This window comes from Corallococcus sp. RDP092CA, assembly GCF_041903675.1.
In the GTDB taxonomy this organism is placed as follows: Bacteria; Myxococcota; Myxococcia; order Myxococcales; family Myxococcaceae; genus Corallococcus.
In genome coordinates this window covers 72,811-95,521 of record NZ_JAYESI010000003.1, presented here as the reverse complement: position 1 = coordinate 95,521, position 22,711 = coordinate 72,811, and the positions used below count along the sequence as shown (strand labels likewise).

The 22,711-nt window shown below is 72.3% G+C and carries 21 protein-coding genes; 10 read left to right on the top strand and 11 right to left on the bottom strand.

Annotated features, from left to right (window positions below):
• Positions 1 to 135: 135 nt before the first annotated feature.
• On the top strand, positions 136 to 1,203 hold the full coding sequence (locus U8525_RS04700) for a M23 family metallopeptidase (RefSeq protein WP_374261661.1): 1,068 nt from the start codon (positions 136 to 138) through the stop codon (positions 1,201 to 1,203).
• A 13-nt stretch (positions 1,204 to 1,216) separates the two neighbouring features.
• On the opposite strand, the gene U8525_RS04695 is transcribed toward U8525_RS04700, so the two are convergent.
• The 9 genes from U8525_RS04695 to U8525_RS04655 all read right to left on the bottom strand — a co-directional run bounded on the left by U8525_RS04695 (position 1,217) and on the right by U8525_RS04655 (position 11,804).
• Positions 1,217 to 1,984, bottom strand: coding sequence for a TetR/AcrR family transcriptional regulator (locus U8525_RS04695; protein ID WP_374261659.1), 768 nt, complete (start codon positions 1,982 to 1,984; stop codon positions 1,217 to 1,219).
• 154 nt (positions 1,985 to 2,138) lie between these two features.
• Positions 2,139 to 2,489, bottom strand: coding sequence for a helix-turn-helix domain-containing protein (locus U8525_RS04690; RefSeq protein ID WP_014398120.1), 351 nt, complete (start codon positions 2,487 to 2,489; stop codon positions 2,139 to 2,141).
• 65 nt (positions 2,490 to 2,554) lie between these two features.
• A complete protein-coding gene (locus tag U8525_RS04685) occupies positions 2,555 to 5,221 on the bottom strand; it encodes an LPS-assembly protein LptD (RefSeq protein WP_374261656.1) in 2,667 nt (888 codons plus the stop codon).
• A gap of 51 nt (positions 5,222 to 5,272) precedes the next feature.
• Positions 5,273 to 6,763 carry an AMIN domain-containing protein gene (locus tag U8525_RS04680; RefSeq protein ID WP_374261654.1) on the bottom strand — a complete coding sequence of 497 codons (1,491 nt, stop codon included), beginning with the start codon at positions 6,761 to 6,763 and terminating at the stop codon, positions 5,273 to 5,275.
• A 98-nt stretch (positions 6,764 to 6,861) separates the two neighbouring features.
• On the bottom strand, positions 6,862 to 8,133 hold the full coding sequence (locus tag U8525_RS04675; RefSeq protein ID WP_374261652.1) for an alpha/beta hydrolase: 1,272 nt from the start codon (positions 8,131 to 8,133) through the stop codon (positions 6,862 to 6,864).
• A gap of 9 nt (positions 8,134 to 8,142) precedes the next feature.
• Positions 8,143 to 9,456, bottom strand: a complete 1,314-nt coding sequence (locus U8525_RS04670; protein WP_374261650.1) for a folylpolyglutamate synthase/dihydrofolate synthase family protein — start codon at positions 9,454 to 9,456, stop codon at positions 8,143 to 8,145.
• 19 nt (positions 9,457 to 9,475) lie between these two features.
• Complete coding sequence (accD, locus tag U8525_RS04665; RefSeq protein WP_374261648.1) at positions 9,476 to 10,327, bottom strand: acetyl-CoA carboxylase, carboxyltransferase subunit beta; 852 nt, start codon at positions 10,325 to 10,327, stop codon at positions 9,476 to 9,478.
• A 69-nt stretch (positions 10,328 to 10,396) separates the two neighbouring features.
• Entirely contained in the window at positions 10,397 to 11,152 is a 756-nt protein-coding gene (locus U8525_RS04660) for an MBL fold metallo-hydrolase (RefSeq protein WP_374261646.1), read from the bottom strand.
• Position 11,153: 1 nt separating this feature from the next.
• On the bottom strand, positions 11,154 to 11,804 hold the full coding sequence (locus U8525_RS04655; RefSeq protein WP_223634591.1) for a Crp/Fnr family transcriptional regulator: 651 nt from the start codon (positions 11,802 to 11,804) through the stop codon (positions 11,154 to 11,156).
• Between the two features lie 152 nt (positions 11,805 to 11,956).
• Here U8525_RS04655 and purM point away from each other — a divergent pair, with 152 nt between their 5' ends.
• From purM to U8525_RS04640, 3 genes are read left to right on the top strand one after another with little or no spacing between them, the layout of a single operon-like run.
• Positions 11,957 to 12,994, top strand: a complete 1,038-nt coding sequence (gene purM, locus U8525_RS04650; protein WP_374261644.1) for a phosphoribosylformylglycinamidine cyclo-ligase — start codon at positions 11,957 to 11,959, stop codon at positions 12,992 to 12,994.
• Complete coding sequence (gene purN, locus U8525_RS04645) at positions 12,991 to 13,656, top strand: phosphoribosylglycinamide formyltransferase (RefSeq protein ID WP_374261642.1); 666 nt, start codon at positions 12,991 to 12,993, stop codon at positions 13,654 to 13,656. The genes purM and purN overlap by 4 nt, the downstream gene beginning before the upstream one ends.
• Positions 13,653 to 14,336: a DUF523 domain-containing protein gene (locus U8525_RS04640; RefSeq protein ID WP_374261640.1), complete on the top strand. Its 684-nt coding sequence runs from the start codon at positions 13,653 to 13,655 to the stop codon at positions 14,334 to 14,336. The genes purN and U8525_RS04640 overlap by 4 nt, the downstream gene beginning before the upstream one ends.
• Before the next feature lie 91 nt (positions 14,337 to 14,427).
• On the opposite strand, the gene U8525_RS04635 is transcribed toward U8525_RS04640, so the two are convergent.
• Positions 14,428 to 15,495, bottom strand: a complete 1,068-nt coding sequence (locus tag U8525_RS04635; RefSeq protein WP_374261638.1) for an enoyl-CoA hydratase/isomerase family protein — start codon at positions 15,493 to 15,495, stop codon at positions 14,428 to 14,430.
• Positions 15,496 to 15,577: 82 nt separating this feature from the next.
• Here U8525_RS04635 and U8525_RS04630 point away from each other — a divergent pair, with 82 nt between their 5' ends.
• The 6 genes from U8525_RS04630 to U8525_RS04605 all read left to right on the top strand — a co-directional run bounded on the left by U8525_RS04630 (position 15,578) and on the right by U8525_RS04605 (position 21,575).
• On the top strand, positions 15,578 to 16,267 hold the full coding sequence (locus U8525_RS04630; protein WP_374261636.1) for an HAD family hydrolase: 690 nt from the start codon (positions 15,578 to 15,580) through the stop codon (positions 16,265 to 16,267).
• Positions 16,268 to 16,362: 95 nt separating this feature from the next.
• Positions 16,363 to 17,883 carry an NAD(P)-binding protein gene (locus U8525_RS04625; protein ID WP_374261634.1) on the top strand — a complete coding sequence of 507 codons (1,521 nt, stop codon included), beginning with the start codon at positions 16,363 to 16,365 and terminating at the stop codon, positions 17,881 to 17,883.
• A 104-nt stretch (positions 17,884 to 17,987) separates the two neighbouring features.
• Entirely contained in the window at positions 17,988 to 18,179 is a 192-nt protein-coding gene (gene rpmB, locus U8525_RS04620; RefSeq protein ID WP_374261632.1) for a 50S ribosomal protein L28, read from the top strand.
• Positions 18,180 to 18,202: 23 nt separating this feature from the next.
• A complete protein-coding gene (gene murQ, locus U8525_RS04615) occupies positions 18,203 to 19,138 on the top strand; it encodes an N-acetylmuramic acid 6-phosphate etherase (RefSeq protein ID WP_374261630.1) in 936 nt (311 codons plus the stop codon).
• A gap of 149 nt (positions 19,139 to 19,287) precedes the next feature.
• Positions 19,288 to 20,451 (top strand): anhydro-N-acetylmuramic acid kinase, encoded by a 1,164-nt coding sequence (locus U8525_RS04610; protein WP_374261628.1) that lies wholly within the window; start codon positions 19,288 to 19,290, stop codon positions 20,449 to 20,451.
• A complete protein-coding gene (locus tag U8525_RS04605) occupies positions 20,448 to 21,575 on the top strand; it encodes an ADP-ribosylation factor-like protein (protein WP_374261626.1) in 1,128 nt (375 codons plus the stop codon). Before U8525_RS04610 ends, U8525_RS04605 begins: the two co-directional genes overlap by 4 nt.
• 45 nt (positions 21,576 to 21,620) lie before the next feature.
• Here U8525_RS04605 and U8525_RS04600 read toward each other — a convergent pair whose 3' ends face one another.
• Positions 21,621 to 22,706: a DUF4388 domain-containing protein gene (locus U8525_RS04600; protein WP_374261624.1), complete on the bottom strand. Its 1,086-nt coding sequence runs from the start codon at positions 22,704 to 22,706 to the stop codon at positions 21,621 to 21,623.
• Positions 22,707 to 22,711: the final 5 nt, after the last annotated feature.

Below are 22,711 nucleotides of genomic sequence, written 5' to 3'. Positions count from 1 at the left end.
CCTGCCCCGGCGCGGGCGGCCAGACGTCCACCAGCGGGCATCCCGCCGAGCCCTTCCGGACAGAGGAGCAGGCAACCGACACGCGCGACGCCGGTCCGGGAAGGATCCGCGCGCACGTGGTGTAAAGAACAGCCCATGCCCGCCCGGAACCCTGCCGCCGCTCGCGTCCTCGTCCTCTCCCTGCTCGCCTCCGCGGCTCCGGCGCTCGCCGCCACGCCCGCCGCTTCCGCCAACGCGATGGCGGACGGCGCGCCGGCCTCCCCAGGCCCTGCCGCAGAGCCGGGGCGCCGAGCCCCGGGGGCGCCCACGCCGGGCGTCATGGCGCAGGGGGAGCTCGCGCCGCTGAAGGTGGCGCCCCAGGACGGGCCGCGCCTGACGCTCCAGCCAGCCAACCCCAAGTCGGGGGATCCGGTGCTGGTGACGGTGAGCGGCGCGTCCGCGCTGCCCTCGGGCACGCTCGCGGGCCGGCCCCTGCGCTTCTTCGCGTGGAACAACGGCTACGCGGCCCTCACCAGCCTCCCGGTGGAGCAGCCGGCGGGCACCGTGCCGGTGGACATCACGGCCCCCGGCCGCGGCCTGCCGGTGCTCCTGTCCGGCGTGCTCGACGTGGGCGCGCCGGGCTTCCGCGAGCGCGAGCTGCGCGTGGCCAGCAAGTACGTGTCTCCGCCCAAGGCGGTGAAGGCGCGCATGGAGGCGGACCGCAAGGCGTTCGCCGCGGCGTTCGCGCAGCCCTTCCAGGCGCCGCTGTTCAGCCAGAACTTCGCCTGGCCGCGCGAGGCCACGGTGACGGCGCCCTTCGGCGACCGCCGCTCGTTCAACGGCAAGCTGCAGTCCCAGCACTTCGGCGTGGACCTGGACGGCGCCACGGGCGCGCCGGTGGTCGCCGCCAACGACGGCACGGTGGTGATGGCGCGCGACAACTACGCGTCCGGCAACACCGTGCTCCTGCACCACGGCGCGGGGCTCTACACCGCGTACTTCCACCTGTCCCGCATCGACGTGAAGAACGGCGCGAAGGTGAAGCAGGGCGACCCGCTGGGCCGGGTGGGCAGCACCGGCCGCGTCACCGGCCCGCACCTCCACTGGGGCGTGAAGACGGATGACCGCTGGGTGGACGGCCAGACGCTGCTCAAGCTGGACTTCACCGGCGCCCCGGAGACGCCGGGCGTGGCCGCCAACGCCCCAGGCATGGGCACGCCGTAGCCCGCCGAAGCCCTCAGCCGCGCTTGGGGGCCCGCGCCTTGGACGCGGCCCTCTCCCGCTTCAGCGGAGCCGGGGCCGGCGAGGCCTCTCCCGGTGGAAGCTCCGGCTCGCGCCGCGCCGCCTCGGGCTTCGCGGCCTCGGTCCGGGAGGCCGCGCCGTTCACCAGCACGCCGTGGAGGAAGGAGTCGGCGATCTGCGCCTTGGCGCGCTCGAGCATCGCCGTGTCGCGCGCGTCCGCCAGCCCCACGACGAAGGCGGTGAGCCCCATCTCGATGGAGCCGAAGAGCAGCGCGGACGCGAGCAGCGGATCCACGTCCGGCCGCAGCTCCCCCGTCTCCTTCGCGTGGGTGAACATCTGCGCGCTCAGGCGGATGACGTCCACGAAGGCCGTCTGCCGGTTGATGCGGGCGCCCGCCGGTGAGCGGGCAATCTCCAGGATGAGCACCTTCACCGCGCGGGGGTCCACGCGGTAGGCCTCGAAGGCCACGTCCGCGATGCGGCGGACCTTCTCCACCAGCGAGCCCTCGCTCTCGGCGACGGCGCGCGCGCGGGCGATGAAGCCGCTCCAGCCCGTCTCGAAGACGGTCTCCAGCAGCTCATCCTTGTTCTTGAAGTAGTGGTAGACGAGCCCGTACGCGACGCCCGCCTCCTTGGCGACGTCCGCGATGCGGCAGCCGTGGTAGCCCTTGCGGGCGAACACGTCGATGGCGGCCCGCAGGATGGTGCGGCGACGCTCGCTCTCCCGCGTCCCGTTCTCCGGCGCCGTCTTCTGCTGGCCCACGCGTCCTCCCGCGGCTGGTTGATTCGAGAATCAGCCAGCCACGCTACGGACGCGGGGCCCCGGGGTCAATCCTTACGTGGGGCCCTCCGCCGCGCCGAGGGGGGTGGCGGGCGGAAGGGTCACGCGCGGGGAAGGCCCCTCCCCGGCAGGGGGCTCAGGCCGCCGAGCCGTTGAACATCACACGCGCCACGCCGAGCAGCCGGTCCACGTCGCGCGCATTGAGGCCGCGCGCGCGAGCGAAGTCCGACAGGGGACGCAGCAGATCCTCCGTCTGGGCAGGCGTCTGCTCGGTGCCCGTGAAGAGCTCACCGAGGCTGACGCTGAGGGCGTTGGAGAGCGCCGCCAGCGTCTCCACGTGCGGCACACGCTCGCCGCGCTCGATCATGGACAGGAAGGACACGCTGATCTGCGCACGCTCCGCGAGCTCCTCCTGCGTCCAACGCTCCGGGCGCTGCGTGCGAAGCTCGCGAATGCGCTGGCCAATTCTTTTTCCGAGATCCGACACGAAGTACTTCTCCTCTGGGGGGATGTTTCGAGGTGAGTGCAACGCTCGCGTACAGCGGGTGATTCCTAGCCTCCCGACCCAAAGGATCCGAACCCGGCCACACTCAGGTTCACGCCGGCGAATTCCGGCGTCTGATTGCGCCGCAGGATCATCACGCCCTCGATGCGCCAACAGTCACAGGCGGGTCCATACGACACGCCGAAGGTCTGTTGCGCAAGAGGCTGACTTTCCTGGGTATTCAGATCCTTATAAAGCGGTTGCACCAATGCTTCGTATCGCAACCCGAGCCCGAATCCGAGCTTGATTCGCGTACCGACAGTGAGAGCCTGCGCCCGCTCGGTCGGAGAGGGGTCGACCTGGTCGCTGTGGGACGGGAGGGGACGAGGTGCGTCTCCCACCAGCATGTCCACGCCGCGACGCGCGAAGTCGGGTCCTTGTGCCAGAGGATCCAACCCACGATCAATTGACAATTGTTTCACGGCCAGCAGGTCGTCGTAGCGGGCGTACAGGGCGTTGCCCTTGCCGTTGTCGATGGTGACGTCGGCGGACAGCTGGGTGATGTCGCGCGTGGTCGGGTCCATGCGCACGAGCCCGCCCGCGGTGACGACGCCGGCGCTGGCGGACAGGCGCGCGAAGGTGTCGCGCAGCACGCTGCCCTGCGCCGTGTCGCGGCCCGCGACGGGCGCGATGCGCGACAGGTCGAAGCCCTGGCCGATGCGCAGGCGCAGCGGCTCGCGGGTGGTGGGCCCCTTGCGCACGCGCAGCGTCTGGTCCACGGCGACCACGGCGTGGAGGAAGCCGCGCACGCTGCCGTCGGACTGGAGCGGCACCGCGGAGTCCCACTCGTCGTAGACGAGCGGCACCGTGCCGGTGCCACTTCCGTTCAAGGCGGTGAGGCCGTGGCCCCAGCCGCCGGGCACGTAGCGCAGGGTCACCGACGGGGACAGCGTGTGCCGGTAGAGCGTGTCCCGGTCCGCGAAGGTGCGCGCCAGCTGCGAGTCCAGCACCAGGTCCGCCAGCGCGTAGCCCCGCGCGGCGGCGCGGCCGGAGACCTCGCCCACGGACACGTCCTGGCGCAGCCCCAACGAGGGCGTCAGGCGGCCCCACGTGCCCAGCCCGTGGGACGTGGACAGGCGCGAGGCCAGCGACACGCGGTCGCGGCCCTCGCGCTCGGTGGGGTCGAAGCGGCCGTTGCCCTCCAGCGCGTCGGTGGGCAGGGTCGGGGCATCGAGCGGCGTGCCCTCGGGGCGCCACTGGCCGTTGAGCGAGAAGAGCCCGTCGGAGCCGTCGTCCGCGAAGCCGCCGCCGCGAAGGGGCGCCAGCCGGCTGTACTCCACCTGCATCCCGCCCATCACGCGCCCGCCCAGGAGGGGCCGCTGCGGCAGGGCGAAGGTGATGCCCGGCAGGCGCTGGAACGTCGTGGGGCCGTGCGGGTCGATGGCGACGCCCGTCGGGGAGGCCACCGCGGGGATGGGGTTCGGCTGGAAGAAGCGGAAGGGGTAGCGCAGGTCCTGGCGCAGCGACACGTCCAGGCCCAGGTAGCGCTCGTCGCGGCGCTGGTACACGACGGCGGTGCTGCGCAGGTAGTTGTAGTTCTGCACCAGCAGGTCGGCGGTGAGGTCGCGCGTGTAGAAGCCGTCCGACACGAAGTACGCGTCCACGCGGTCGTGCCAGCCGTCGCCCAGGTCCTGCGTGTGCTGCCAGGACGCCTCGCCGCGCAGCCCGCGCTTCTCCTCGACGATGGCGCCGGTGTCCTGGCCCCCTTCGCGGAGGAAGTTGGAGGTCGTCGGGTTGAGCCGGGGCCGCAGGTCATAGAGGAGGCCCAGCGTGGCCCGGCCCCGCGTGCGCTCGCTGGGGACGTAGCGGAACTCGGTGAGCAGCCGGGGCCCCTTCACGCCGTTGGGGCGGGGCTCGAGGACGGGCTTGCCCTCCGCGTCCTTGTGGAGCCCCTCGATGTCGCCGCCGCCCGTGTAGAAGCCCGGGGTGAAGGTGAGGTCGTAGCTCTCCCCCAGCGTGACGAAGACGGGCACGTCCAGCGCGAAGCCGTTGAGGCCGGAGTTGGACGGGCGGGGGATGAGCAGGCCCGAGCGGCGCTCGGCCAGGGGCAGGTACAGCCACGGCAGCGCGAACACCGGCACCGAGCGCACGTACACCACGGGCCAGGTGAGGATGGCGCGCTCGCCCATCTTCACGTTGGCCTCCTTCGCCTCCACGCGCCAGCCGGGCTCGCCGGGGCCGCACTGGCACGGGGTGAAGGCCAGGCCGTCCACGGAGAAGGCCGTCTCCCCGGTGCGGCGGATGCGCGTGCCGCTCATCAGGACGGGCGTCTCGCCCAGCTTGCGCAGCTCGTCCGGCGTCCTCGCGGCCTGGAGCGCCTCGGGGGTGACGCCCTTCTTCTGCATGAAGAGGCCGCCCTTCACGTTGGCCTCGTTGGAGCGCAGGTCCACGCGCACGTCGTCCGCGATGGCGGCCATCAGGCCGCTGACGAACATCACGTTGCCCGTGGCGGTGGCCACCTGCGTGGCCTCGCTGTAGGTCACCTCGTCCGCGCGCAGCACGTTGGGGCCGCTGCGCAGCTCGCAGTGGCCCCGGGCGGTGAGGACGTCGTTCTCGTAGACGACGTAGTCGGCCGCCAGCTCCACGACTTCGCCGGTGGGCAGCTCCACCTGCGTGGCCAGCGGAATCTGGGCCGACACCCAGAGCGTCAGGACGACCGGGGCAAGGAAGGACATGCGGGAGGCGTGGGCGGAGGGCGCCGTGCCGGCAACGGCGCCCGCCCCGTCCTACCGGCCCGGGCGCGGGAAGTCGAGGGTGATGAGGCCGCCGTCCTGGCGTGTCTCATAGCGAACCCCCTGCTTCAGCTGGATGACGACGCGCACCGTCTGGCCCGCGCCGGAGAAGGCCTCCACGCGCGACACGGCCGACGGGAAGAAGTGCGTGTCCAGGGGCAGCGTGTTGTTGGACTCCACCACCCGCGTGTTCTCCAGCTCCAGCACCACCTGGTTGCCGGAGCCGCTCACCGTGTAGCGCACCGGCTCGTTGGTGCGCACGAAGACGCGCGAGCTGTCCGGCCGCTGCTGGAAGCCGATCTGCGTCATCGTCTTGCGGCGCGACGACACCGCGCCCCCGCCGCTCTCGCGCGACTCCGCGGCGGCGCTGCCCTGGCTGGCGCTGGCGCGCGACTCGCGGGCCGCCACGGCCTGCTGTCGGCGCTCGCGGGCCTCCGCCGCCCGCTGGCGCTTCTGCTCGGCGGCGGCCTCGCGGGCGGCCTGCTGCTCCTCGCGGCGTGCCTGAGCCGCGGCGCGGCGCTCCTCCTCCTGCTGGGCCTTGCGTTCGGCGGCGGCCTCGGCGGCGGCGCGCTTCCTCTCCGCGGCCGTCTTCGCCGCGGCCATGCGCTCCTCGGCGGCGGCCTGGGCCTGGGCCCGCTTCTCCTCGGCGGCGGCCTTCGCCTCCTCCTCGCGCTGGCGCTTCTGCTCGGCGGCGGCCTGGGCGGTGGCGCGGCGCTCGTCCTCGGCGCGCTTCGCGGCGGCCTGGGCCTCCTCCTCCTGGCGCTTCTTCTCCGCGGCGGCGGCCTGCTCCGAGGCGCGGCGCTCCTCCTCCTGCTGGCGCCTGGCGGCGGCCTGGGCCTCCTCCTGGCGCTTCTTCTCCGCGTCCGCGTCCGCCTTGGCGCGGGCGGCGGCCTCGGCGGCGGCCTTCTCCTGGGCCTCGCGCTCGGCCCGGGCGGCGTCCGCGGCGGCCTTCGCTGCCTTCTCCTGGGACTCCTGGTCCGACGCGGCGGCGCGGGCCGCGTCCTGCGCGTTGGCGCCCGGCTGGGGGTTGGCGGCGGCGGTCCCCTGCTGCGCGGTCCCCTGCCCTTCCGCGGGCGTCACCTGCGCGACGGCCGCGCCGCCCCCGCTGCCCAGGACCTTCACCACCAGCTGCGTGCCGGAGGTCTGGATGTCCGTCTCCACCTCGCGCTCATAGCCGATGAGGATGCGCGCGATGGACGCGGACTCCGTGCCGTAGGTGGCGGTGCGGATGCCCGTGATGGTGCCGTTGCCCACGGGCTGCTCCTCCGCCACGCCCTGGAAGACGGCGCCGGACACGTCGATGACGAGCCGGGGCGGATCCGTCATGGTGAAGCTGTTGAAGTCCGCCTTCTTGCTGCCGGTGATCTCCACCGTCCCGCCGCTCACGGAGATGGCCGTGATGGTGTTGAGGTCCGCCGGCTGCTGCGCCAGCGCCACCAGCGGCACGAGCCACAATCCGAGCAGCGACACCGCGAAGCCCTTCATCGACCACTCCCGTGACATGCGTCAGAAGACAGACGGGCGCGAAATTATCACGCAGCCGGGAGGCCCCAACTTTTCAGCCTGACCGGAACGTCCGCGCTTCAACGCAACCGCGGCAGGGCCGGCGAGCGCGTGCGGTGCGTGCGGGCGTACTCGATGAGGTTCTTGATGTCGTAGCAGATCTGCCGGATGTCGTGCCCCATGGTGAGCTCGACGTGGCTGTTGCCCTTCACCGGCCGCCACAGCAGGTACTCGCTCTTCGCGGCGCGGTACACGCTGCGCGTGGACTCCACGGACGCCAGCGGATCCATGTCCCCGAAGATGATGGCCATGGGGATTTCAATCTTCCCGAAGCCGCGCTTGAAGTCGTAGTCCGTGCGGTAGCAGACCATCTCGCCGCGGCGGATCCACCGGGCGAACTGTTCAATCACCTTGCGGGGCTCGCGCTCGCCGCCCTCGCGCAGCAGCCACCGGATGTCGTCGCGGCTGACGCGCTCGGTGTTGACCAGCCGGTTCAGCTTGCGCGTGAACCGCTGATACAGCGCGGACTCGTCCGCGTGGGCCAGCTGGCGCTCCACCCACTTGAGCACCACGTCCACCGGCACCGCGTTGAACACGAGCGCCTTGGACGCGTCCGGCTCCAGCCGCTTCTGGAGGGCGGGGCTGAAGGCGCCCACGCCCTTCGCCAGCAGCGAGCGGGTGAGCGCGGACGCCCGCCGGTTGAGGTTCAGCCCGCCCAGCGTCAGGTCCACCGCGCCCGCGAGCATCGGCGCGCCGTGCGCCAGCATGCGCAGCAGCATGAAGCCGCGCCCCAGGTCCGCGGGCGACCCGATGGTGATGAGCCCCTCGAAGTCGTCGTGGATGCCGGCGTAGCCGTAGCCCAGCATGCCGCCCATGGAGTGGCCGCAGTAGAAGACGCGCTCGCGCCGGGTGATGCGCTTGACGCCGGAGACGGCCGCCGGCAGGTCATAGAGGAAGTAGCTGTCCAGGTCCCAGCCGTAGTCCAGGTCCTGCGGCAGCGGGCGCTTGAAGCGCTCCGCGCGCTCCTTCTGGAAGGCGATGGAGCTCTTGCCGTGCCCGCGCAGCTCCAGGATGTGGATGTCCACGCCGAAGAAGAGCAGGTTCTTGACGAACTGGCCGCTCGTCCACGTGTGCCGGTTCTGCGAGAAACCGTGCACCAGCAGCAGCGGCTCACCGAACAGCGGCTGCGCGAACGCCTGTTTCACCGGCCGGTAGCGCGTGATGACGAGCGACCAACCATCCGCCGTCTCCACCACGTAGTTCGTCTTGGAGTACAGCGCCCGGAAATCGACCTCATCGACGGTGGGCATCGGAGGTCCCGGAAGCGCTGATCTCCAGTCCGGCAGGCGCATGTCTCAAATTTACTGCTGCTGTCGCACCGCGCCAAGGCTCCGTTCGACCCATCGCTTCACGGCGCCTACCAGGAACAATGAACCCGTCGCCAACACCAGGCCGTCCGGGCGCCCCGCTGCATCGGCCTTCGCCCCGGCAAGGGCCTCCTCCAAGGAGGAGTGCGCGATGACCCGTGAACACAAGGTCCCTGCCTCATCGAGGTACCGCCCAGGGGCGAGCGAGCGCGGGGTGTCCAGGGGCGTGAGGTGCACCGAGGCCGCCAGCGGGAACAGGGCCCGCATCATCGGCCCCCGGTCCTTGTCCGCCACCACCCCGAACACCAGGTGCAACGGCCGCCCGGCGTAGAGCGCGCGCAGGGCCTCCAGCAGCACCGCCACGCCCGCGGGGTTGTGGGCCCCGTCCACCACCACCGTCGGCCCCTGGGCCACCTCCTCCAGCCGCCCCGGCCAGCGCGCGGTGGCCAGTCCCTCGCGCGCGGCCTCCGGCGTCACCGCCACGCCCCGGGCCTGGAGGGCCTCCAGGCAGGCGAGGGCCACCGCCGCGTTCTGGCGCTGGTACGGCCCCCGCAGCGCGAGCGTGAGGCCGTCGAGCGACCAGGCACCTCCCCGGTACGAGAGCGTCCCCTCGGGGCCGGGGACGACGCGGAAGTCGCGGCCCTCCTGTTGGACGGGCGCGGCCAGCTGCTCCGCGCGGCGCAGGAGCGACTCCAGGGCCTCCGGCTCCTGCCCGGCCAGGACCACCGGCACGCCGGGCTTGAAGATGCCGGCCTTCTCCCAGGCGATCTCCCGGAGCGTGTGGCCCAGGTACTCCATGTGGTCGAAGGACACGGGGGTGACGCACGTCACGACGGGGTTCGCGGCGGTGGTGGCGTCCAGCCGGCCGCCCAGGCCCGTCTCCAGCACGGCCACGTCCACGCGCTCGCGGGAGAAGTGCCAGAGCGCGACCACGGTGCCGAACTCGAAGTACGTCATCGGCTCCGACAGCGCGGAGGGGTAGCGCTCCAGCACCTCCAGGATGCGCTGCCCGAAGGCGGCGTCCGGGATGTCCGCGCCGGACACGCGGATCCGCTCGTTGACGCGCACCAGGTGCGGGGACGTGTAGAGCCCCACGCGGTGCCCGGCGGCCTCCAGCGCGCGCGCCACGAAGGCGCAGGTGCTGCCCTTGCCGTTGGTGCCGGCGACGTGCAGCGCCGGGTAGTCGCGCTCCGGGTGCTCCAACGCGGCGAGCGCGTCCTTCACCCGCTCCAGCCCCAGCTTGATGCCGGAGGGGTTGAGCGCCTGGAAGAAGCGCAGGGCCTCCTCGGGAGTGCGCGGCGCGTCCATGACGTGGAGGCCCGCCGCCCTACCCCAGCATGCCGATGAGCTGGCCCAGCTTCCCGCGCAGGTCCTTGCGGTGGACGATGGCGTCGATCATCCCGTGGTCCAGCAGGAACTCCGAGCGCTGGAAGCCCTCCGGCAGCTTCTGGCGGATGGTCTGCTCGATGACGCGCGGGCCGGCGAAGCCGATGAGGGCCCTGGGCTCCGCGAGGATGATGTCGCCCAGCCAGGAGAAGGACGCGGCCACGCCGCCCGTGGTGGGGTTGAGCATCACGGAGATGTACGGCTTGCCGCTGGTGCGGAAGCGCGCGATGGCCGCGGACGTCTTCGCCATCTGCATCAGGGAGAAGATGCCCTCCTGCATGCGCGCGCCGCCGGAGGCGGAGAACACCACCGCGGGGCACTTGAGCTCGAAGGCGCGCTCGAAGACGCGCGTGACCTTCTCACCCACCACGGAGCCCATGGAGCCGCCCATGAACTCGAAGACGAAGCAGCCGATGGAGACGGGGCGGCCCTCGATGCGGCCCACGCCGGAGATGAACGCGTCGTTCTCCTCCAGGTTCTTGCGCGTGGACTTGAGCCGGTCCTTGTACTTCTTGGAGTCGGTGAAGCTGAGCGGGTCCTGGGGCTCCAGCTCCTTGTCGAACTCCTCGAAGGAGTCCGGATCCAGCGTGGCCGCCAGCCGCGCGCGGGCCGTCCAGGCGTGGTGGTGCTCGCAGTGCGGACACACCATCCAGTTCTTCTCCAGCTCCTGACGGTAGATGATCTCGTCGCACTGCTCGCACTTGGCCCAGAGGCCCTGCATGCGGGAGGGCTGGGGCTCGGCGGCTTTCTCTGCGTCGACGGCGATGCGGGGCTTCTTGGAGAACCAGGCCATGAGGCCCGGGGGTTAATCCGGCGGCCGCGGGCCGTCAATACCCGCGTACGGCGCGGCGCGGCGCGTCCCCTAGAACTGGAACGTCTCGCCCAGCTCCAGGACGTTCACGGGCAGCGCGGCCAGCTCCTTCTTGAGCTGGGTCACGAAGGCGGGCTTCAGGTGGTAGAGCATCACCTGGGCGCCGTTGCGGTCGAACTTGCGCAGCTCCGAGCCCACGGTGGCGGGCGTCAGGTGGCCGGAGATGTCCGCCAGGGCCTGGAGGCTGTTGGGGAAGCTGGCCTCCAGCAGCAGCGCCTTCAGGTTCCGGGTGGCGTTGAGGGCCTTCCACAGCTTGTCCGTGGGGCCGGTGTCGCCGCTCATGGCGAGCGCGGACTTGCCGTCGCTGACGATGAAGGCGCACGACTCCACGGGGTGGCTCACCGGGACGCTCTTCACGGTGTAGGGGCCCACCTGGAAGGTGCTGCCGGCGCGGAAGGTCTTGATGGCGAGGACGGGCTTGTGGCGCGTGGGGATGCGCGTGAAGTCCGGCCACAGCGCGTTGTTGAACATGTTCTCGCGCAGCGCCTTGGCGCACTCGCGGGAGGCATGGATGGTGACGGGCTTGTCCCTGCGGCCGATGACCAGGTCGGCGAGCAGCGGCAGGTCCTTCACGTGGTCGAAGTGGCTGTGGCCGACGAGGATGTCGTCCACCTTGCAGAGCTGCTCCAGCGAGAGCGTGCCGGTGAGGGCGCCCGCGTCGAGCGCGAGCACGTCGTCCACGAGGAAGCACGTGCTCCTGCACGTGGGAAGCTCGCCGCCGTGGCACCCGAGGACTTGCAGCTTCACGCTAGAGGTCTCCGAACTTCCACTTCATCTCGAGGTAGTTGAGGAAGTCATGCAGCCGGCCCGTGTCGTACACGGTCACCCGGTCACCGCTGCGCTCGATGAGGCCCGCGCGCTCCAGGCGCTCCAGCATGCTGCGCACGGCGGGCTCGCCCACGCCGATCTGCCGGGGCATCTCCCGGATGGCGAAGTCCACCTCCACGCCCTCCTCCAGCGGACGACCGCGCGTCTGGCAGGCCTGGAGGATCTGATGCACGACGCGGCTGGCGGGGTCGCCGTGGAGCAGGTTTTCGATCTGGGCGTCCGCCTCGGAGAGGCGCTCGGCCAGCTTCTTGATCATCCGGACGGCGATCTCCGCGTTGCCGCGGATCATCGCCTCGAAGGTCTTCGGGTCGATGACGAGCAGCTTCGCGTCGTCATGCACCACGGCGGAGGCGTTCCGGGGCTTGTTGGAGATGATGGCCATCTCGCCGAAGAATTCGCCCGGGCCCAGCACCGCGAGCGTCTTCTCCACGTCGCGCACGCGCTTGGAGATGGCGATCTTCCCGGACTGGATGACGAACATCTCCTTGCCGATCTCTCCCTCGCGGAAGAGCTCGGTGCCCTTGGGGAACTCCTTGCCAAAACGTTGAAAGAGGGTTTCCTCGGCGCCCATCTGGCCCGCGAGTCAATCAGCCCCCACCCCACCGGTCAAATATCCCAGACCGATATCGCGCGGGCGCCCGGGGGCGACAGGCCGCCACAAACCCGACACGTCCATTCCGAGGCCCGAGACAGGGGCCCTGCGGAGGGATACAAGGCCGGCCCGTGGGAACGACCTACAAGCAGTCCGGAGTAGACATCGAGGCCGGCGACGCGTTCGTCGAGAAGATCAAGCCCCATGCCGCGCGCACCACGCGCCCCGAGGTCCTGGGCGGGGTGGGCGGGTTCGGGGGCCTGTTCGCCCTGCCGCCCGGCAAGTACCAGGCGCCGGTGCTGGTGGCGGGCACGGACGGGGTGGGCACCAAGCTGAAGGTGGCCTTCCAGGCGGGGCGGCACGACACGGTGGGCATCGACCTGGTGGCCATGTCGGTGAACGACATCCTCACCTGTGGCGCGGAGCCGCTGTTCTTCCTGGACTACTTCGCCACGGGGAAGCTGGAGGTGGACGCCGCGGCGGAGGTGGTGAAGGGCATCGCGCGGGGCTGCGAGCAGGCGGGGTGCGCGCTCCTGGGCGGGGAGACGGCGGAGATGCCCGGCTTCTACGCGCGGGGCGAGTACGACGTCGCGGGCTTCTGCGTGGGCGTGGTGGAGCGCTCGGCCATCATCGACGGCAAGGCGGTGAAGCCGGGGGACGCGCTCATCGGCCTGACGTCGTCGGGGCTGCACAGCAACGGCTACTCGCTGGCGCGCAAGGTGCTGCTGGACGACGCGAAGCTGCCCCTGGACGTGGCACCGCCGGGGCTGGACCGGCCGCTGGGGGACGCGCTCCTGGAGCCCACGCGCATCTACGTGAAGGACGCGCTCGCGCTGTGCCAGGCGGTGAAGGTGAAGGGCATGGCGCACATCACCGGCAGCGGCATCCCGGGCAACCTGCCCCGGTGCCTGCCGGACGGGACGCGCGCGGTGCTGAGCGAGTCCGCGTGGAAGAAGCCGGCCATCTTCGACCTCATCGCGAAGACGGGCGGCGTGGCGCGCGACGAGATGTTCAGCACGTTCAACATGGGCCTGGGCCTCATCGTGGTGGTGGCGAAGGAGGACGTGGCGAAGGCGCTGGAGGTGCTGCGCGCCCGGGGCGTGGAGGCGTCCGAGGTGGGCCGGGTGGAGGCGGGCCAGGGCGAGGCCACGGCGGTCATCGAGCCATGAGCGCGCGGCGGGCGCGGCTGGGGGTGCTCGTCAGCGGCAGCGGGAGCAACCTGCAGGCGCTGCTCGACGCGGCCGCGCGGGCGGACTACCCGGCCGAGGTGGCGTGCGTGCTGTCCAACGTGCCCACGGCGTTCGCGCTGGAGCGCGCCCGGAAGGCGGGCGTGCGCGCGGAGGTGGTGGACCACAAGGGCTTCGGGTCGAAGGCGGACTTCGAGGCGGCGGTGCTCGGCGTGCTGGCGGACGCGCGCGTCGAGTGGGTGTGCCTGGCGGGCTTCATGCGGCTGGTGAGCGCGGACTTCCTGAAGCGCTTCCCGGGGCGCGTGCTGAACATCCACCCTTCCCTGCTGCCCGCGTTCCCGGGCCTGCACGCGCAAAAGCAGGCGCTGGAGCGCGGCGTGAAGGTGGCCGGGTGCACGGTGCACTACGTGGACGCGGGCACGGACACGGGCCCCATCATCGCGCAGGCGGCGGTGCCCGTGCTGCCGGACGATGACGAGGCGAGCCTGAGCGCGCGCATCCTCGCGGAGGAGCACCGGCTGTATCCCCTGGCCGTGCACCTGGCGGTGACGGGCGCGGTGACGCTGGAGGGGACGCGCACGAAGGTGGACGCGCGGGTGACCGGAGATGGCATGGCGCTTCGCAGCCCGGGTGCCCCGAAGTGACGAAGGTCGTGGAGCCGTTGCCTCCGGCGGCAGCCGAAGAGGCGACGGCGGCGGTGCCCTCGCATGCGCCGCGCGACGCGATGACGGCGGAGGCACCATCGCAGGCCGCGCCCGGAGTCCCCAGGGCCGCGACGCCGGCTCATGCCGAGCCCGAACATTCGCGTCACGCGGCGCACGCCCCCTCCAGCGGAGATGGGGCATCGGCTCGCGATGCCCGACGCGAGGCCCTGCGCGCGGCGCCCACGGTGCTGGTCAGCGCGTGTCTGCTGGGCGAGGCGTGCCGCTACGACGGGCGCTCCCAGCGTTCGGAGCGAGTGCTCGCGGCGCTGGAGGGCAAGGCTGTCATCCCCATCTGCCCGGAAGCCGCCGCGGGCCTGGGCATTCCGAGGCCCCCCGTGGATCTCTCGGGAGGCACGGGCGTGGACGTCTGGGCCGGCCGCGCGCGGGCCCTCACGCGAGAGACGCGCGAGGACCGCACCGCCGCGTTCCAGGAAGGCGCCAGGCTGGCCCTGGGGGCCGCGCGGCGGTTCGACGCCACGGTGGCGCTCCTGAAGGAGAAGAGCCCCTCGTGCGGCAGCCAGCGCGTCTACGAGGCGGGCGTGCTGCGCCCCGGTGAAGGCATCACCACCGCGCTCCTGCGCGAGGACGGGCGCACCGTCGTGAGCGACGAGGACCTGTAGTCAGCGGGCGCGCGGTCCCCGGCTCATGACGCGCACCGCGCACCGCGCATCGCCTTCGGGCCGGGAGCGCGTCCATCGCGACGCGCGTGGATCATCCTCGCGCGGGCAGCTCCAGTTCGTCTCCAGGCCGTGGCGCGAAGCAGGCCTCCACCTCCGCGTCCGTCACCTCCGCGAGCGAGGCCGGGCTCCAGCGCGGCTTCTGATCCTTGTCCACCAGCACCGCGCGGATCCCCTCCTGGAAGTCCGGCCGCCGCGTCAGCGCCTGGCTCAACCGGTACTCCATGCGCGCCGTCGCGTCGTAGTCCTGTCCGCGCCCGATGCGCAGCTGCCGCAGCGTCACCCGCAGGCTCGTGGGCGACATGCGCAGAAGCGTCGCGCGAGTCTCCTCCGCCCACGCCGTCCCCTCGCGCTCCAGCGCCGCGAGGATGTCCTCCACGCGGTCGCCCTGGAAGCACCGGTCGATGACGTCCGCCCGCGCGGCGAGCCCTGGGGCACCCGCGTCCTGATGGAAGCCCTGGAGCACGCGCGCCGCCACCTCGCGCCCCGGTCCGCTCCAGTCCGCGGCCCCCAGCGCCCGCACCACGTCCTCCAGCCGCGAGGACTCCACCCGGTGGGTCGCGTACCCCAGCCACCGCGCGTCCGCCGCGTCACACCGCGCGCCGGTGAGCCCCAGGTACGTCCCCGACTCGCCGGGGAAGCGCGGCAGGAACCAGCCGCCGCCCACGTCCGGGAAGATGCCGATGGCCGTCTCCGGCATCGCGAGCACCAGCTTCTCCGTCACCACCCGGAAGGCCCCGTGCATGGACAGCCCCAACCCGCCGCCCATGCAGATGCCGTCCACCAGCGCGATGAACGGCTTCGGGAAGTGGTGGATCCGATGGTTGAGCGCGTACTCGGCGAGGAAGAACTCACGCGACAGCGACGGATCCGACCGTGCGACCGAACTGGCCACCGCGCGCACGTCCCCTCCCGCGCAGAAGGCCCGGCCTCCCGCGCCGCGGATCACCACCGCCTTCACGGACGGATCCGCCGCCCAGGCGTCCAGTCGGGGATGCAGCACCCGGCACATCTCCAGCGAGAGCGCGTTGAGGGCCTTCGGTCGGTTGAGGGTGACCCGCCCCACCGCGTCTTGTGTCTCCAGCAGCACGTCCTCGCTCATGCCGTGGGGATATCAGCCCGGAAGGGGCTCGCATGGGAGATTCGGGGGTGACATGGCGGCAGAAATCGGTATTGGGAGAAACATGACTCCCGCAGCCGCCCCCCTGCTCGCCGCCGTCTTCGACATGGATGGCACGCTCGTCGACAACATGGACTTCCATAACCGCGCCTGGGTGTCGCTCGCCCGGAAGCTCGGACTGGATGGCCTGACCGCGGAACGTTTCCAGAACGAGTTCGCCGGGAAGAAGAACGAGGAGATCCTCCCGCAGCTGTTGGGCCGCGCCCTCTCCGTCGCGGAGCTGGATGCGCTCGCCGAGGAGAAGGAGTCGCACTACCGCGCCATCTACCGGCCGTACCTGGCGCTGCACCGGGGCGCGGAGGGCTTCCTGCACCGCCTGCGCGACGCGCACCTGCCCCTGGCCGTGGCCACCGCCGCGCCGCACGGCAACCGCGAGCTGGTGCTGGATGGGCTCGCGGTGCGTCCGCTCTTCGCCTGCGTCGTCGGCGCCGAGCAGGTGGAGCGCGGCAAGCCCGCGCCGGACATCTTCCTCGCCGCGGCGAAGGCGCTCCAGGTGCCCCCGGAGTCGTGCCTGGCCTTCGAGGACGCCATCAACGGCGTGCGGTCCGCGCGCGCCGCCGGCATGGTCACCGTGGGCATCACCACCACCACGACCGCCGAGGCGCTGAAGAACGCGGGGGCCCACTACACGGCCCCGGACTTCGACTCGCTGCCGCCGGAGCTGCTCGCGCGCCTCTTCAAGTCCCGGGCCTGAGGGCCCGCGCGCCCCACCCCGGGTCCGGCCACCTCGGAGAACCGGGGCGCCAAAAGGGCGCCAGACGCGGTGGCGTTGTGTAGTGTTCGGCGGCCATGTCGACGTCCTCCGCCAAACTCAAGCTCCCCTCGGGCCCGTCCCGGCACGTCTACGACGTCATCGTGCTGGGCAGCCAGGTCGGAGGCGCGCTCGCCGCCGCGCTCCTGGCGAAGCGCAACCACCGGGTGTTGCTGGTGGAGCACGACGGCATGGGGCCCGGCTACGAGCACGACGGCTTCGTGCTGCCCTACGCCCCCTTCGTCGCGCCGCCCCTCAAGGCGATGCCCGCGGTGGACGAGGCCCTCAACGAGCTCGGCCTGTCCACCGCCATCGGCCGCGCGCTGCGCCCGCACGCCCCGGAGCTCCAGCTGGTGCTGCCCCGGAACCGGGTGGACCTGACCGGGGACGCCGCTCGCCGCCGCGCGGAGCTGACGCGCGAGTTCGGCGAGGCCGGCGAGGGCATCCAGGGCGCGCTCAGCGGCAGCGCCGCGCAGCACGAGGCCTCCGACGCCTTCTTCAAGGAAGGCCCCCCCCTGCCACCCGACGGCTTCTTCGAGGGCTGGAAGCTCAAGGGGAAGATCAAGGATCACCCGGCCCTGGACGCCGCGCCCCGGCTCGCGGGGGAGGATCCGGCGCTGTCGCTGGTGCGCGGCCTGCTGCCCTTCCTCGTCCACCTGGAGAAGCCTGGCGCGCCCCTGGCCCAGACGCGGGCCCTGTCCCAGGTGCTCACCGCGCCGTCCACCTACCCCGGCGGCCTGGACGCCCTGCGCGACGTGCTCACCCGCCGGCTGACGGAGCTGGGCGGCGACGTGCTGGGCCGCGACAACCCGGCCGGCTTCATCGTGGAGGAGCTCGCGTTCGACGGCAGCAAGTTCTCCGGCGTGAAGCTGGTGCGCTCGGACACGCTCTACCGCGCGTCGTGCCTGGTGACGGCCACGGACTCCGGGGCGCTGCGCCGGCTGGTGACGGACAAGAAGCACCACCGCGGCCTCCTGGAGCACCTGGATCAATCCAACATCAAGTCGCTGCTCTTCAGCGTGAACTGGGTGGTGCCGGAGGCGGCGCTCCCGCGCGGCATGGGCGAGCTGGTGCTCGTGGACACGCAGGACGCGGAGCTGGGCCCGCTGCTCGTGCAGCAGCACCCGGCGCGCACCGCCGGGGCCACCGGGAGCAAGGACATGGAGGGCGTGCGCGTGGTGTGCGCGGGCGTCTTCGTCCCCGCCTCCGCGCGCGAAGAGGGCGAGGAGCACCTCCGGGCGCTGGCGAGCCGCATCGACGAGCACCTGGACCGGCTGATGCCCTTCACGAAGCAGCACCGCGCGCTGCGCTCGGTCCCCTACCTGGACGCCGGCGGAGTGCGCGGCAGCCGGCTCATGCCCCACCCCCTCTACAGCTTCGAGACGGAGGCCTTCCTGGGCGTGACGGGGCTGAAGCAGCGCACCCCGGCGAAGAACGTGATCCTGGCGGGCCGCGAGGTCCTGCCCGGCCTGGGCCTGGAGGGCGAGCTGCTGGCGGGAATGCGGGCCGCGCGGCTGGTGCAGGACATGTTGAAGAAGAAGGATCCGCTCAAGGGATAGGTCCCGGATCGGATCCGGCTGGATTTCCAGCCTGTTTCTGGTAGGGTCCGCCGCTCTTTTATGGGCTGCTGTCGAACGCCCCAGTTTTCAAGGAGTTAGCAGTCATGGCGTGGAAGTGCGACCTCTGTGGGAAGCGTCCGCTGGTGGGTAACAACGTCAGCCACGCGAACAACAAGACCAAGAAGCGGACCCTCCCGAACCTGCAGAAGCTGCGGGCGAACGTGAACGGCAGCATCGAGCGCGTCCTGGCCTGCACCCGCTGCATCAAGGCGGGCAAGGTGGTCAAGGCCGCCTGAAGTCCGGGAGCCATCCGGTGGGCATGACGCGCGCTCGAAAGTCCGCGCTTCCGCCCACCGAACGGCTCCATCCCCGCGCGGACGACCTGGACCTCCTCCCTGTCGAGGCGGTCGTCCGACGGCTGCATCAAGAAGACCTGATCGCGCTTCGCGCGGTCCGTGAGGCGTTGCCGTCCATCGCGGCGGCGGCCCGGGCCGTGGCGGAAGCACTGCGCGCTGGCGGCCGGCTGCTCTACGTGGGCGCGGGCACCAGCGGCCGGCTCGGCGTGCTCGACGCGAGCGAGTGTCCCCCCACCTTCGGTGTCCCGGCGACGCGGGTCCAGGCGGCCATCGCCGGTGGCCGGCGGGCCCTGACGCGCGCCGTGGAGGGCGCCGAGGACGACGTCGCCGCGGGGGCCCGGGCGGTGCGGGCGTTCCGGGCGACGGCGCGGGACGTGGTGTGCGGCATCTCCGCGTCGGCCTCCACGCCCTACGTCCGGGGCGCGCTGGACGCGGCCCGCGCGCGCCACGCGCGCACGGTGCTGGTGTGCTGCAACCCGCCCGGGCCGGGCATGCGCGCGGACACGGTGGTGCTGGCGCGCACGGGGCCGGAGGTGGTGGCGGGCTCCACGCGGCTCAAGGCGGGCACGGCGACGAAGCTGGTGCTCAACGCCATCACCACCGCGGCCTTCGTGTCCCTGGGCCACGTGTACCGGGGGCGCATGGTGGACGTGCGCCCGACGAACGCGAAGCTGCGGGCCCGCGCGGCGCGGATGGTGGCGGAGCTGACGGACCTGCCTCCCGCGAAGGCGGAGGCGCTGCTCGACGCCGCGGGGGACCACGTGAAGCTGGCGCTCGCCATGCACTTCACGGGGCTCCCGGCGGCCCAGGCGCGGCGCAGGCTGAAGGACGCGGGCCTGCGAGGGCTCGAGCGCCCGCTGGCCTCCCATCCGGCCCCACGGCGGCGGACCGGCCGCTGACGGGGACGGCCGGGCGCCCTCCGGAATCCAACAGGCCGTCTTCCATCCGCTGAACACGAGCCCCCCGCCCGGGTGCCATTCCTCGACAGCGGCGGTGCCCTCCGGGACAGGGCCCGGCGGGCGTCAGGACAGGCCCTTAGACTTGGGGCATGCGCCCCGCCACGCCATCCGCGCCCTCCCTGCCGCCCCGGCTGTGCGTGGGCGTGCTGTCCGGCACCAGCGTGGACGCGGCGGACGCGGCCCTCTGCCGCGTGGAGGGCACCGGCGCGGACGTGAAGCTCCACCTGCTCGCGCATGTCTCCCACCCCTTCACGCCGGACCTCGTCGCGCGGGTGCTGGCGCCCCAGGACGCCCGCAGCCTCTGCGCGCTCAACTTCGAGTTGGGGGAGCGCTTCGCCGACGCGGTCCTCGCCGTCATCGCGCGCGCGGGCGTGCGGCCCGGGGACGTCCACGTCGTGGGCTCGCACGGCCAGACGATGGCCCACCTGCCCTCGGACCTGTCCCCCATCGCCTCCACGCTCCAGATTGGCGAAGCGGCCGTCATCGCCGAACGCACCGGCCTGCCCGTCGTCAGCGACTTCCGCACCCGCGACATGGCGGTGGGCGGCCAGGGCGCGCCGCTCGTGCCGTACCTGGACTGGGCCGTCTTCCGGAACCGCGAGCGTCCGGACGTCGCGCGCGCGTTCCTCAACCTGGGCGGCATCGCCAACATCAGCGTCGTGGGCCAGGACGTGGACGACACGCTCGCGTTCGACACCGGGCCCGCGAACATGGTGCTGGACGGCCTGGCGCGCCGGGTGACGAAGGGGCGGCTCGCGTGCGACCGGGACGGCGGCCTGTCCTCCCGGGGCCAGGTGATTCCGGCGCTCCTGGAGGAGCTGCTCGGGCATCCGTTCCTCGCGCGGCCTCCTCCGCGCAGCGCGGGCCGTGAGGGCTTCGGCGAGCCGCTGGTGGACCGGCTCTGGGCGGCGGCCCCGGACCGGCCCCATGACCTGATGGCCACCGCGCGGGCGTTCACCGTGGAGGCCACCGCGCGCGCCTTCGATACATGGATCCGGCCCCGCTTCCCCCGGCTGGAGGCGGTGTATGCCTCTGGCGGTGGGACGCGGAACCCGGCGCTCATGGCGGACCTGCGGGCGCGGCTCGCCCCCGTGCCGCTGGAGCGGCTGGACGTGCTGGGCTTCCCCGAGGAGGCGAAGGAGGCGGCCCTCTTCGCCCTCCTCGCGGCCGAGCACCGGGCCGGGACGCCCGCGAATGTTCGCCCCGCAACTGGCGCCGGGCGCCGAGTCGTTCTAGGTAAGCTGACACCGTGAGCAGCGTGAACCTGATGGCCCGCGAAGTGGCCGCGAAGATCGTCTTCTACGGCCCCGGCCTGTCGGGGAAGACGACGACCCTGCGAAAGGTCTACGAGACCGTTCGCCCGGCCCACCGCGGCGAGATGATGTCCATCGCCACCGAGGGCGACCGGACGCTCTTCTTCGACTTCCTGCCGGTGAAGGTGGAGCGCGTGGGCGACTGCTCCGTGCGACTGGCGCTCTACACCGTGCCCGGTCAGGTCTTCTACAACGCCACCCGCAAGCTGGTGCTCCAGGGCGCCGACGGCGTCGTGTTCGTGGCGGACTCGCAGGCGGAGGCCATGGACGCCAACCGCGAGTCGCTCTCCAACCTGGAGGAGAACCTCCTGGAGAACGGCATCCGCCTGGACCGCTTCCCGCTGGTGATGCAGTGGAACAAGCGGGACCTGGACCACGTCCTCTCCGTGGAGGAGCTGCGCCGGGAGCTCAACCCGCGCGGCGTCCCCGACTTCGAGACGGCCGCCACCAACGGCCGCGGCGTGATGGACGCGCTCAAGACCATCACCCGGCTGGTCATCAAGGACCTGCGCGCCAAGCGCATCGTGCCCCCGCCCCGCCCCGCCCCGCCGCCCCCCGGCAGCGCCCCCGCGGGCCTGGAGGCGCAGCTCTCGCAGCACCTGAGCCACCGCCAGCTCCAGGCCGCGACGCCGCCCGCCGCCACCATCTCCGCCACGCCCGTGCCGCGCACGCTGACCGCGCCCGCCCCGCCCCGCGTGGAGCCCGCCGCCGTGCCCGTGGCGGCGCCGAGCACCGGCAGCAAGCTCCTGGGCCCCACGAGCGCGCTGGCGCCGGGCGACCTCTTCGACCACGCGCGGGCCGCGGAGGCCGCCTTCACCGCCGGGGACTACACCACCTGCGTCACCGCCTGCACCGACGCCGTCCGTCGCGCCATGGCGTTCGCGGGCGAAGGCACCCTGGCCCAGCAGGCCTTCCTGCTCCACGTGGACGGCTCGGACCTGCTGCGCCTCCAGGGCCTGTCCACCCTGCCGCAGCTGCGCGTGGATGACGCGGCCTTCGCGCTCTACGTCCTCATGCAGGTCTTCGTGCGACTCAACGCCGTGGGGCTCCCGACCGCCGGGTGAGGCGCGCGGGGCACGGCTCGCGGGCCGCCCCCCCGAGGCCCCGCCTCAGCGCGGGAGCGTGAGCTGCAACAGCCCCATGCGGTGCAGCTTCGCCAGCGTCTTGAGCGTCTCCAGCTCGCGCGCGGGGCTGGCCAGCACCAGCGTGGACACGTCCCACGTCCCGCTGATGAGCCCGGCGATCTGCCGCTCCTCCGGCTTGAGCATCACCATGGTCTGCGGGGCCTGGATCAGCTGCGGCACCACCAGCGGCGGCAGGTCCGCGTAGAGCGAGGCCACGTGCTCGCGCTGCACCAGGCGCGCGAACTCGCGCACGCGCCGGTCCGCGGGGTCGCTGGCCAGCAGCGACGCGCACACGATGCCGGCCGCGTCGTACTGGCCCTCGCGCATCAGCACCGCGCCCTTCTCCAGCATCTCCGCCACCGGATCCGCTTCCACCTGCGGCGCGCCATCCACCTCCACCAGCTTCGCGCGCAGGAGCTCGTGCACCCGGCGCGTCACCGAGGAGCGCGACACGCCCATGGACAGCCGCAGCCGCCCCAGGTTCTGGGGCGTCGTCGTCAGCGCGAGGATGATCCGGTGCATCAGCGGCTGGCTGGGGCTGGGCGGCGCGAGCGCCTTCACGCTCAGCGCGTCGATGGGCAGCGCCTTGTCCACGTCCCCCTGCTCGTCCACCCAGCGCAGGGACTCGAAGAGCAGCTCGCGGATGCTCATGTCGGACGGCACCCAGTCCTCACCGGTGCGGTCCGCGTCCTCCGTCCAGTGGAAGGTGCCCTGCCCCGCGATGGTCAGGTCCGTCATCGCCGCGAACAGCTCCTCGCGGCCCAGGTCCCGCACCCACCTCGCCTGCACCCCGTGCGCGTCGAAGGCCGCGTCCACGTCCGGCGTGCGCGCCAGCTCGTCGAACGCCGCCAGCACGCGCGTGCCCGTCGCCAGCTTCGGCAGCGACAGCAGGCGGGCCACCCGGCCGCGAAGCCCTTCGCTCGCGGTGGCGCCCACCTGGCCGGACAGGAGGAACAACTTGCGCTCGCCCGCCTCCCACGACAGCTGCAGCGTCCCCGTCTTGCGGGAGCTGTCGAGCCATTGAAGGAACTCGGGGAGCGGGTAGCTGAAGAGGTCGCCGTGGATGGCCATGCGTG